This window comes from Pectobacterium sp. S5 (assembly GCF_051707265.1).
In the GTDB taxonomy this organism is placed as follows: Bacteria; Pseudomonadota; Gammaproteobacteria; order Enterobacterales; family Enterobacteriaceae; genus Pectobacterium; species Pectobacterium polare.
The window spans coordinates 187,795-200,279 of record NZ_JAULSZ010000002.1; the positions used below are offsets into that span (position 1 = coordinate 187,795).

The following is a 12,485-nucleotide window of genomic DNA, read 5'->3' on the forward strand; positions in this document are numbered from 1 at the left end:
TCACTTGCCATTTTTAACAGGGAGAGGCTCGCCATCGCCTTTTTGCGTTGAGGAATAACCGGGCTATTTATGTCTGTCATTTTTGTTATAATTAGATTAATTACTTATAAATCAATGAAATATTAAAAAATAATCGTCTGTTTAAAGTAGAGAGAAATGAGCTTTGCGTCAATGATAAAAAAAGCAAATCACCTTTCTGTTTTTTAGAACCTTTTTTATGTCTTTTTCTTCTATATAAGCAACCAGATAAGAAACTGTTGCCCCCGGTTACCGCGTGAGGTTCACGACGTCACCAAACATAACAAATCATGATAATGCGTTGATAAGCATCTCAAAATATATCCTGAAACATTACCATCACAATCAGCGCCTAGCCTGATCCCGCACCGACAAACGTTTATCCTCCCAATTAAGGATGCCACTATGCGTTATCGCCCTATGCTGCGACCCGCGACCATATTGTTGTCGGCAACTAATCCGTTGTCAGAAACCAATGTGTTATCGAAAACTCATGTATTACCCGCGCTCAAGCTGCTGCCTGTTGTCAGTCTTTTCCTGTTACCGTTTTCTGGGTTTGCAGCAGAGCCTGAGCCGGATAGCGCCAGTCTCCGCACCATTGTGGACTCCACCACGCAGGCCAGTAGCAGCCCTCGCGTTGTTGAACTGGAACAATCCATTCAGGCTGCGCTGCGCAAGGCAATTCAGGGCGATGCACCGAAGCTGACCCGCGTGCAGCTAGAACAGGCGAAACAGACGTCACTGATGGCAGATACCGAGTGGTTAAACGCCAGCGGTTATGACTTCGCCGTGAAAGCCAACCAGCAGGCCGGCATTGCTTTGCTGGATTCCTTCTCACACCTTTCTACCGATGTGTTGCAGCAAAACATGGCTATCGTGACGCGCATTAATCGCGAAGCGACCAAGGGGCAGCGCGAACAGGCACTGGTAGATGCCGAAGCTCAAGGATATCTCTACTATTTGGCTGATGCATTGGGCCCAAAGCTCGGTCATGCATTTATCAGCGCGTATAATCGCGGTGAACTACGCAAAGCCGCAGCCTTAATCAAGACTTCTGAAGTCAGTACATCCGCCGCTAAACAGCATTTCGACTACCCTCGCCCTTTCCTACAGCCGAATAACACCATTCATCTGGTGCCGGATACCGCCGTGATTGGCGATAACAAACCCTACACCGCTTCCGGCGGCGCGTTTCCAAGCGGGCATACCAACGCGGGTTACACCGATGCGCTGCTGTTAGCGGAAATGATCCCCGAGCGCTTCGTTCCGTTGATCGATCGTGGCGCACGCTATGGCTACTCGCGCATCGTGCTGGGCGTGCATTATCCATTAGACGTGATCGGTTCGCGGATGATCGCCGAACGCAATGTGGCGCACTACCTCAACGATCCACAGTATCGTCGGCTGTTTGAACAGGCGAAGACGGAATTGCGCAGCGCATTAGAGAAAGCCTGTGGCACAACGCTGAGCGCCTGTGCTCAGAATGCGCCACAGGACGATCCCTACGCCGCACCGGAGATGAAGACGTTTTATCGCTACACGATGACGTACGGTCTGCCAGCCCAACCTGGCGCGGCGTCTCCGGTTAGCATTCCCGAAGGTGCAGAAGTCCTGCTCGACCCTGTGCTTCCGCATCTCTCCGTTACCGAGCGCAGAAACCTGATGGTGAAAACCGCGCTGGCTGACGGTTACCCGCTCTCCGGCGCACCGGGCGATAAAGGCCCACAGAATTTCTGGCAGCGCCTCAATCTGCATGACGCCGTGCAATTAGCTCAGCATCGGTAACGGATCGCCTCTTCCCCCACACTTTTCTGCGCGGGGAAGAGGATCGTCACACAGGGATACGATTTAATAACGGAAAATTAATAACGGAAATTTATTATCCGCGTTATCATCCTCACCTCAGTTTTGTTTCATTTTTTTCAAAAATTAACGCCTCTGGTTTTTTAAAAAACGACAATTATGGCGTTACCTTAAATATTATCTTCGTTAGTTAGCTGTAACGGTAACTTTCCGGCCAGAATAATATAGTCATTATAATTCTCCAACTAGCATAGAATGCCAATCGCTTTGTAAACCAATGTAAATCGACGCTGTCACAAGTCCCCTAATGCCATTTTTTAATTTTAGTTAGTCTCAACATAAATATTCTCTTTCTTCCGTCGATATAGAAATACCGCTCCTCACCTGGGAGTAATTTAGAGGTACTTATGAGCATTAAACTTAAATTAATTTCGGTTATGGTGTTAATGGCATTATTGCTGTTGGTTGTCTCCCTTATCGGGCTGTTTGGCATGAACAACACCAACCAATCGATGAAAACCCTATATCAGGATCGGCTGATAGCACTGGGTTATCTGGACAACATCACCAGACAGGTGAACACCGTGATGTTTGAAGTCGCCAGCGTTGATCTCTCTCAGCCAAGCGATGTTAAGACCGGGCTGGAGCACATTGCAGAAGCACAAAAAATTTATGATGCACAGTGGGATTTATACAGCAAGACGTATTTAACGGGCGACGAGAAATTATTAGAAGAACAGTTTGCAATGTTATACAAGCAGTACAACGATAAAGTCGTTATTCCCGCCATTAATGCAATTAAGAAGAATGATAAAGATGCATTAGAATATATTATTAATCACACCTTAAAAAGCGAATACGCACCGCTGCAAAAGACTGCCGATCAATTGATTAAATTACAATCTGATGTGGGCCAGGAACTCTATTCTGAATCACAAAGTAGTTTCAGTAATATATTATTTTCCGTAGTGATTACCCTTCTGATCGGGATAGTTATCGTTGCCTTATCCGGCTGGCGCTTGATTATATCGATTGCCGTACCGATAAAAAATGCCGTGGATTTAGCCAGAAAAGTGGCAGACGGCGATCTGACGCATCGCATCGACATTACGTCGAACGATGAAATGGGACAACTGCAAACCGCACTGCGGGAAATGGTGCTGAACCTGACCGATATCGTAGAGCGCGTACACGGTAACGCCGACATTATTGCGACGGCATCCAGCCAGATCAGCAGCGGCAATATCGATCTCTCCTCCCGTACCGAGCAGCAGGCCAGTTCACTGGAAGAAACGGCGGCATCAATGGAACAGATGACGTCCTCGGTCAAACAGAATGCCACCCATGCCGCTCACGCCAGCCAGTTGGCAACCACCGCCTCACAGCGCGCGGTTGACGGCGGCAAGATGATGGGCGATGTGACATCAGCAATGCAGCAAATGGTGTCATCCGCAGAGAAAATCACCAATATCATCGGCGTGATCGACGGCATCGCGTTCCAGACCAACATCCTCGCGCTGAACGCCGCCGTGGAAGCCGCTCGAGCGGGCGAACAGGGACGAGGGTTTGCGGTGGTCGCGGGCGAAGTACGCACGCTGGCACAGCGCAGTGCCAACGCGGCTAAAGAGATCAAAGAACTGATCGGGACGTCTGTCGAACAGGCAAACCATGGACACCATGCCGTCATTGACGCGGGCACCATGATTCAAAGCGTGGTGGAAGACATCAAACGCGTGGCCTCGATCGTGACCGAAATCTCCACCGCCAGCAATGAACAAAGTCTGGGTATCGGGCAGATTAATACCGCGATTTCACAGATGGAAACGGTCACGCAGCAAAACGCCGCGCTGGTAAACGAAGCCGCCTCGGCAGCCAGTTCGCTGTCCGAACGTGCGGGTGAACTCAGCCATGCTGTTGCAGCGTTCCGTATCTAATCACCTTACCTTTTCACAACACCCGCACGATGGATTATTCCCACGTGCGGGTGTCGATGCTCGTTAACACGTCACTCAACGTGGTTAAAAACACATCGGCGTGTTCTTCCTGAAACACCAGCGGCGGACGAATTTTCAGCACGTTTGCCGCTGGCCCCGTCGCGCTGATCAGCACGCCGCGCTGACGCATGGCATTCACCACCTGCGATGCGGATTCAGTTGCCGGCGCTTTGCTTTCGCGATCGCTGACCAGTTCTACGCCGATAAACAGGCCGTAAGCCCGAATATCGCCAATCAGCGGGAAATCCTGCGCCAGTTGCTGCAATCCTTGCCGCAGATAATCACCAACCCGCAGAGCATTCTGCTGCAACAGCTCTTCCCGAATCACTCGCAGCACCGCGTGCGCCGCCTGACAGGACACTGGATTGCCGCCGAACGTATTGAAATAGCGCACATCTCGCCCGAATGCATCGAACAGCGCGGAACGCCCAACCAATCCAGCAATCGGATGCCCGTTACCCATCGGTTTCCCTAAACTCACCAGATCCGGGACAACACCGTGACGTGCAAAGCCCCACATTGATTCCCCGGTGCGCCCAAAACCCGGTTGCACCTCATCCGCGATAAACAGTCCGCCCGCCTGACGAATTAACGCCGCCGCCTGCGCCATCTCGCCTTCCGGCGCACAGAACACGCCGTCGCTGGAAAAAATCGTATCGATCAACAATGCAGCAGGACGAATGCCTTCCTGCTGCATCTGCGCCAGCGCATCACGAATACTGCGAAGAAATGCGCCGGGCTGGCGATAGGTATCCGGTGGCTCGATGAGCTTGACGTGACTGCCGCGCGCCACACCATCCCCCAGCGACGGTGACAGTTCTGCCAGCGCGCTGGTCACGCCGTGATACGCCCAGCGCGTCACCAACACGCCCGTTCCCCCCGTAGCATGTCGGGCAATGCGCAATGCCAGATCGTTGGCTTCACTGCCGGTACAGGTCAGCATCACGTTGTTCAACTCGGCAGGAAATTCACTCAGCAGATCTTCCGCAAAATCCACAATCGCATGATGCAGGTATCGCGTGTGAGTATTGAGCTGTGTGCTCTGTCGTGCCATCGCCTCAACCACCGCCGGATGACAATGCCCGACCGAGGCCACATTGTTATAAACATCCAGATAGCGTTTCCCCTGATGATCGACCAGCCACACGCCCTCACCGCGCACAACGTGCAGAGGTTCCTCATAAAACAGGCGATAGCCGCTACCCAATACTTTCTGACGGCGCGCCAGCAATGCTTCTGTCGTTGTCATTTCAGGCATAATTTCTCTCTGATTCATCGCGCGTTCCCCGGGCAAACCTGCTGTAGGCGAGTCACAAACTGCGTATGGGAATAGGTCGCGATGCGCTGCAAACTGTGCCAGCAGCGCGGCACATTGCGCAGCAGATACGCCCGATTGTCGGGGTAACGTGATGCCCGCCACTGCGCGATGGTCAAAGTCAGCGCCATGCGGGTCGCAATCAAATCCGGCAACAGCGCGATCTCCGCCGGTGTCAGCGGCCTGTGCTGGTGATACGCGGCAATAAACGGCACAACCTGTTCCAGCAGATCCGCGCCATCGCCAATCTGATACGCCAGCGCCGTCGCTACTTCGCAGATTAACGGGGCAAATACGGCATCGCCAAAATCGATAATGCCGGTGACCCGCGTCGGCGATGAACTATCAACCAGCACGTTATGCGGATTCAGATCGTTATGAATGATCTGATGACGTAGCGTCGTCAATTCGGGCGCAACATGGCTGTCATAACGGTCAAAAATGCGCTGAAGATGCTGGTGCTGCTGCCGTTCAGAAATAAAATCGAGATAGGGACGCACCTGCTCTGCGCGGCTGATATCCCACAGCAGTAAACGGTTCGCCGCCGGATGCGTAAAACCGTGAAGCGCGTTGTCCAACTGCGCCAGCGTGCCGCCCAGTTGCGGCATCAGTACCGTTGAAGGCGCAGCCAGATAGTGCGGCATCCCTGCGAGATAGCTCACCAACCGCACGCGCAGCAGTACGCCATCAATTTCAACGCTCGTTTCTGGCAGACCCGCATTTGTCGGTTTGATGCGCGGTACGGGCAGTTCGGGTGCTTGCTGAGCAAGATGCAGCAGCAACGCGGTCTGAAAATCACTGACGTCGGCGGGCTCCGCCGCGTTGATGACTTTCAGCATGTAGCGTTCATCAGGCGTGACCGTCAGGCAGAAATTCATATCACGCTCGCCTTGAAGCAGCGCCATCTGCCCAGACAAGCCATATTCTTGCTGCGCGATAGCCAATGCCTGCTGGCAGGAAACCTGCGGAGCGGCCTGCGTCATCAGCTCGTCGCCGTGCGATGCAACGTCGGCAAAAACCGGCTGATTGGACGCCTCGGAGGGAAACGAGGGAAAACGTGCCGTGTGTTGTCCGTCAGACATGCTGCCCTCCGTTAACGTGGATTTCCGCGCCGTTGACATAAGAAGCGCCGGAGGTGCAGAGAAAATAAATCAGGCTTGCCACTTCTTCGGGTTTACCTAAACGCTGCATCGGCACCTGCCGTTCAATGATGTCGTCCGTCCCAGGTGACAGAATCGAGGTTTCAATTTCCCCCGGCGCAATCGCATTCACACGAACGCCGTGTGGGCCAAAATCAAAGGCCATTTCCCGCGTCAGCGCAGACAGCGCCGCTTTTGACGTGGCGTAAGCCACGCCGGCAAAGGGATGAACGCGCGATCCGGCAATCGAGGTCACATTAATCACGCAGCCCTGTGACGCTTTTAGCTCGTCGAACAAGCCGTTGGCCAGCAGTGCGCAGGAAAACAGATTGACGTTGAAAACCCGCAGCCAGGTTGCATAGTCCGTGTCGCGCACGCCCAGACGCTGCCCGTCGGCACCCTTTGGTGAAATCCCTGCGTTATCGACCAGCGCATCCAGCCGCCCGCCCAGCTTTTCCTTAATCAGCGGCAGCGTCTGTTGCAGGCTGTCGATATCTTCCAAATCGAGATGAATGTGATTAAGCAGCTTTTCCGCCCACGGGCACTCTTCCGCCCAGTTTTGGCGCGACGCGGTAAAGATTCGCCACCCCGCCGCGTGAAAATGCTTAACGGTGGCATGCCCGATTCCCCGGCTAGCGCCGGTCAGCAAGAGTGTTTTTTGCACTGTCATACCGAATCTCCTGAGCCTTTGTAGGCGATTCATCAAAATGGTGTTTGATGCATCATGATTTTGGTTTTAAAAAAAGCTGAAAAAATATTCAGCGAAATTTGGTGTTGTCCTTTCACCACTGTATGCACCCTAGTGTGAAAGTTTCGTGCGTATTAATAGCGATATTTCTCTGCGACTTCATCACACGCCCGACGCAGGGCGGCTCAATCGCCGTCGCCCTGCGAACCCTGGCTTTTCGGCGCTAATTATGTCGCTGCGCGATGCCATCGGTGTTCATGAGCACAATTCGAGCCGCCAGTGACGCGTTCCAGACGCGGCACTGACTTTCGCGGCGTCCATGCCGCTCACTCGGTGCTCATGCTCACCGCTGCATAATTTCTTACGCCGGATAATAGTCCCCCATTGTGCTGTGTATTACGTGTGCAAGAAACGGCACGCAAAGGAAGAAATAAGATATCAACCCGCACGAAACATAACTCATGCCCTGCGTACGCCAGATTAACCCCCACTCCGTAACCGTTCCGAACGGCGGCGTAAGATCTCCATCACGATTAGCAGGACGAGTGCGGCACCGACCATCATAGTGGCGGCGGCGGCTATCGTCGGGTCGAGGTTTTCGCGGATACCGGCAAACATCTGTAGCGGCAGCGTGCGCTGGCGCGGGCTGGCGAGGAACAGCGTGACGATCACCTCATCAAACGAGGTCGCGAAAGCAAAGAGCGCCCCGGAGAATACACCGGGGGCAATCAGCGGGAACGTGACCTTGCGAAAAGCCAGCAGCGGCGAGGCACCCAGGCTGGCGGCGGCACGCGTCAGGTTGTGATCGTAGTTCTTTAATACCGCGGTGACCGTGATCACCACGAACGGCACGCCCAGCATCGCATGTGCCAATACCAGTCCCAGATAGCTATTCAGCAGCGACAGTTTGGCGAAGAAGAAAAACATCCCTACCGCGACAATCACCACCGGCGCAATCATCGGTGAAATCAGCACGGCCATCACCAGCGACTTCCCGCGAAATTCACCGCGTACCAGCCCGACCGATGCCAGCACGCCAAGCACCGTCGCCAGCAGCGTGGCGAGCGGCGCAATCAGCAGGCTGTTGCCCAGCGCGCCCAGCCACTCGCTGGAGTTGAAAAATTCGCGATACCAGCGCAGGGAAAATCCCGTCAGCGGATAGCTCAGAAACGAACCGGCATTAAATGAGAGCGGAACAATCACCAGCACGGGCACGATTAAAAACAACAGCATCGCCGCCCCGTAGAAATTAAAGAACGTGTTCCACAGACGGATACCCACTTTACCCTGCTGTCTCATTTGTTATCTCCCCAATATAAGGTGTGCTTAGTGCGCCGCGGCTTCCGCATTAGTGCGCGTGACACGGATATACACGACGTACAGCAGCGTCACGATGATCAGCAACTGCGTCCCCAGCGCGGCCGCCATTCCCCAGTTCATGGTGCTATTGGTGAAGAACGCGACAAAGTAGCTCAGCATCTGGTCGCTCGGCCCGCCCAGCAGCGCTGGCGTAATGTAGTAGCCAATCGCCATCATAAAGACCAGCAGCGCTCCCGCCGTCACGCCCGCGTAGGTTTGCGGCACGTAAACCCGCCAGAAGGCGATAAACGGATGCGCACCCAGCGAAATCGCCGCGCGGACATAGTTCGGGGAAATGCCTTTCATCACCGCATACAACGGCAAAATAAAGAACGGCAGCAGGATGTGAGTCATTGAGATGTAGACACCGATGCGGTTGAACACCAGCACCAGCGGCTCGTCGATAATGCCGATGTGCATCAGCGAACGGTTGATCAGCCCGCCGGACTGCAACAGCACAATCCAGCTCGCCGTCCGCACGATCAGCGATGTCCAGAACGGCAGCAGCACCAGAATCAGCAACAGATTGGCGCGGTTAGACGGCTGTTTTGCCAGCCAATAGGCCAGTGGATACCCCAGCCCCACGCACAGCAGCGTCACCACACCCGCCATTAGCAGCGTACGTAGCAGCACGTCGACATACAGCGCCTGATCGGCAGGCTGCGGGACAATCTGTTGTGTGGTGGCATCGACTTTGTGGTCAAACACCGCCAGCAGGTAATAGCTGGTGAAAGGCCGCGCGGCGCGATCAAACGTTTGCCAGGTCGCCAACTCGCCCCACATCGGCTGCTCACGTATCAGCTGATCGCGTATGTCGCTGCTGCCCTCGGCGGGCAGCTTACGCAGTGTGCGGGTAATAAGCGTGCGGTATTCCGATCCTTCATACCCTAACCGTTTGGTGATCGTACTCAGCTTACCGCTGCTGCGGGCATCGCGCAGATCGCCAACCAGCGCCCGAAAGACGGCTTCATCCGGTACATTGTTGCCCGACCAAAGCCGCATCGCGGCAATGGTCTGTGGCATATTGTCACGCAATTCCGGGTTGGAGACGCTTTTCCCCAAAATCGAGGTGATCGGGAAGAGAAAACTCACCACGATAAACAGAAAAAGCGGCGCAATCAGCAGCAGAGAGCGCTTCTTATAGGCCTTCTGCGCGAGCCACAGTTGCTGCTTTAAGGTTGAATTTTCTTCGTTTCCGCCAGACGCTACAGCGGCGACGACATCGCTCTGGGACATAGGCTCTTTCTCCATCATCACGTACGGTTACTCACTGCAGCTTTACTGCGCGGCCCAGGCGTTAAAACGTTGCTCCAGCTCTTCGCCGTGATCGATCCAAAACTCTGTATCGACCTGCAAGGCCTGTGCCAGATTATCCGGTGCGGTCGGCAGATTAGCCGCGACGGCCGGAGCTAACAGGCTGGTGGTTTTGACGTGCGTCGGGCCATACGGAATGTTTTCGGCGAATACCTTCTGGTTTTCCGGCTGGTTGGCAAACGCAATAAACTGCTCCGCCAAGGCCTTGTGCTTGGAGCCTTTGACGATCGCCCAGCTATCCAGATCGTAAATGCTGTCGGCCCAGACAATCTTGAAATCATGCCCTTCTTTCTGCGCTGCCGCGACGCGGCCGTTATACGCGGAGGTCATCACCACATCGCCCGACACCAGCCATTGCAGCGGCTGCGCGCCAGATTCCCACCACTGGATATTCGATTTGATCTGATTCAGTTTCTTGAAGGCACGCTCGACACCTTCTGGCGTCGCCAACACCGTGTAGAGATCTTCGCGCTTCACACCATCAGCCAGCAGCGCGATTTCCAGCGTAAATTTGGCGCTTTTACGCAGCGCACGCTTGCCGGGGTAATCTTTCACATTCCAGAAATCAGCCCAGTTTTTCGGTGCCTGTTTCAGCTTCTGCGCGTTATAGGTCAGTACGGTAGACCACAGGAAGATCCCCGCCCCACACTCGCTGACTGCGCCTTTAACAAACTGGGATTGATCGCCCAATTTTGACCAGTCCAGCGGTTCAAACAGCCCTTCATTACAACCGCGCATCAATTCTGGACCTTCGACTTCCACGACATCCCAGCCTACCTGTCCGGTTTCCACCATCGCCCGGATACGCGCCATTTCACCGTTATACTCACCGGCTTCTACCGTGCCTTTGCCCGCTGCGGCGAACGGTTTGTAAAACGCCTTATCCTGCGCATCTTTGTTCAAACCGCCGAATGAGATCACCGTGACGGATTCTGCCTGCGCCTGACAGGCCATCGTCACCAGAAAAGCCGTGGCCGCTATTTTCTTCAGTACCGGACGGTTGAAGAGGCCTTTCGCTTTGGATGTGTTGTTGAGTTTGGACATCGTTTTGCTCCTGGAGTGTTAGCCAACGTAATAAGGTCAAATACGAACCACAATTTTTGTGCGCTGCATTTTTGATGCATCATGTATCATGATAATCATGCAAAAAAATATGAGCATAAATTGTGCCAATTCAAAAATTTTATTGATGTTTTACTACCGCGGCGGCGGGAACGGTGAGGAGAAGCATCAGGGATACACAACCACCCTTTACACCTGATGCCATGTCACCATTTTTGCCATGTTGTGGTGCAAGCCAGCATTGCCTTGCACCACCCAGATACATTGCGCGTCTGGTGTTCGCGTGCCGATAGGGGCTATCGACACGCGTTTCTTACCGACGATCTACCGTGAAAGATCGACGCAGATATATTTCATTTCCAGATAGTCTTCGATACCGAAGCGTGACCCTTCACGCCCCAGTCCAGACTGCTTCACGCCGCCAAATGGCGCGACTTCATTCGAGATCAACCCGGTATTAATGCCGACCATGCCGTAGTCCAGCGCTTCCGGCACCGTCCACTGACGCACGGCGTCACGCGTGTAGACATAGGCCGCCAGCCCAAACTCGGTATCATTCGCCATCGCAATCGCTTCGGCTTCATCACTGAAGCGAAACAGCGGTGCCACGGGTCCGAACGTCTCTTCGCGGGCAAAACGCATCTCGCGCGTCACCCCACCGACGATGGTTGGCGTGAAGAACGTGCCGCCCAGTTCATGGCGTTTACCGCCCAGCAGCAATGTTGCCCCGTGCGATAGCGCATCGGCAATGTGCTGTTCAACCTTGCTGACCGCATCGGCATCAATCAGTGGCCCCTGCGTCACACCCGGCTGCGTACCGTCGCCGACGTTCAACTTGCGCACTTCCTCAACCAGCCGTTCGACCAGCATCGGGTAAATACCGTTCTGCACGTAGATCCGGTTGGCGCAGACGCAGGTCTGCCCGCTGTTGCGGAACTTGGAGGCCAGAATGCCTTTTACCGCCTGATCCACATCGGCATCATCGAACACGATAAACGGCGCGTTGCCGCCCAGCTCCAGCGACAGCTTTTTCACCGTTGGCGCACTCTGCGCCATCAGAATACGACCCACTTCCGTCGAACCAGTAAAGCTCAGCTTGCGCACCACCGGGCTATCGCACAGCACTTTACCGACCGACTGCGCATCGCCGACGATGACCTGCAACACGCCACGCGGAATACCGGCCTGCTGTGCCAGTTCCGCCAGCGCCAGTGCGGTAAACGGCGTCTGCTCGGCAGGTTTAACGATCATCGTGCAGCCGGCCGCCAGCGCGGGCCCGACCTTACGTGTGATCATCGCTGCGGGGAAATTCCACGGCGTAATCGCCGCACACACGCCAATCGGCTGCTTGATGACCAGCAGGCGCTGTTGCCCCTGCGGGGATTGCAGCACGCTGCCTTCAATGCGTTTGGCTTCTTCCGCAAACCAGTCGATAAAGCTGGTCGCGTAGGCGATTTCGCCCCGCGCTTCCGCCAGCGGTTTTCCCTGTTCCGCCGTCAGCAGCGCAGCCAGATCCTCCTGATTGTCCATAATCAGGCGTGCCCACGCCTGCAATAGCGCGGCACGTTCTTTTCCTGTCTTCTTGCGCCACTCAACCAGCGCCTGTTCAGCAGCAGTAATCGCCTGCTCAGTTTGTGACACCGTCACTAGCGGTACGCTACCCAGTACCTCGCCCGTCGCCGGATTGGTGACGTTCAGACGTTCACCGTTTTGGCTGTCTTGCCACTCGCCGTCAATCAGGCACTGTTGACGGAATAAGGCTTGTTGTTTCAGTAACTGTTCCAGTTGCATAG

At 54.5% G+C, this 12,485-nt stretch carries 9 protein-coding genes; 2 read left to right on the forward strand and 7 right to left on the reverse strand.

The features are described from left to right. The first annotated feature begins 423 nt into the window (after positions 1 to 423). Positions 424 to 1,803, forward strand: coding sequence for an acid phosphatase (locus QWJ20_RS10425; protein WP_433992491.1), 1,380 nt, complete (start codon positions 424 to 426; stop codon positions 1,801 to 1,803). Between the two features lie 464 nt (positions 1,804 to 2,267). After that, positions 2,268 to 3,755, forward strand: coding sequence for a methyl-accepting chemotaxis protein (locus QWJ20_RS10430; protein ID WP_433992660.1), 1,488 nt, complete (start codon positions 2,268 to 2,270; stop codon positions 3,753 to 3,755). A 34-nt stretch (positions 3,756 to 3,789) separates the two neighbouring features. On the opposite strand, the gene QWJ20_RS10435 is transcribed toward QWJ20_RS10430, so the two are convergent. The 7 genes from QWJ20_RS10435 to QWJ20_RS10465 all read right to left on the reverse strand — a co-directional run bounded on the left by QWJ20_RS10435 (position 3,790) and on the right by QWJ20_RS10465 (position 12,483). Further along, entirely contained in the window at positions 3,790 to 5,091 is a 1,302-nt protein-coding gene (locus QWJ20_RS10435; protein ID WP_433992492.1) for an aspartate aminotransferase family protein, read from the reverse strand. Beyond that, positions 5,088 to 6,212, reverse strand: a complete 1,125-nt coding sequence (locus QWJ20_RS10440) for a phosphotransferase (RefSeq protein ID WP_433992493.1) — start codon at positions 6,210 to 6,212, stop codon at positions 5,088 to 5,090. Before QWJ20_RS10440 ends, QWJ20_RS10435 begins: the two co-directional genes overlap by 4 nt. Next, positions 6,205 to 6,939: an SDR family NAD(P)-dependent oxidoreductase gene (locus QWJ20_RS10445; RefSeq protein WP_010276956.1), complete on the reverse strand. Its 735-nt coding sequence runs from the start codon at positions 6,937 to 6,939 to the stop codon at positions 6,205 to 6,207. The genes QWJ20_RS10440 and QWJ20_RS10445 overlap by 8 nt, the downstream gene beginning before the upstream one ends. Before the next feature lie 498 nt (positions 6,940 to 7,437). Further along, entirely contained in the window at positions 7,438 to 8,256 is an 819-nt protein-coding gene (locus tag QWJ20_RS10450; protein ID WP_433992494.1) for an ABC transporter permease, read from the reverse strand. A gap of 27 nt (positions 8,257 to 8,283) precedes the next feature. Beyond that, entirely contained in the window at positions 8,284 to 9,552 is a 1,269-nt protein-coding gene (locus QWJ20_RS10455; RefSeq protein ID WP_174877373.1) for an ABC transporter permease, read from the reverse strand. A gap of 42 nt (positions 9,553 to 9,594) precedes the next feature. Continuing rightward, entirely contained in the window at positions 9,595 to 10,674 is a 1,080-nt protein-coding gene (locus tag QWJ20_RS10460) for an ABC transporter substrate-binding protein (RefSeq protein WP_433992495.1), read from the reverse strand. 342 nt (positions 10,675 to 11,016) lie between these two features. Continuing rightward, positions 11,017 to 12,483 carry an NAD-dependent succinate-semialdehyde dehydrogenase gene (locus tag QWJ20_RS10465; RefSeq protein ID WP_433992496.1) on the reverse strand — a complete coding sequence of 489 codons (1,467 nt, stop codon included), beginning with the start codon at positions 12,481 to 12,483 and terminating at the stop codon, positions 11,017 to 11,019. Positions 12,484 to 12,485 lie beyond the last annotated feature (2 nt).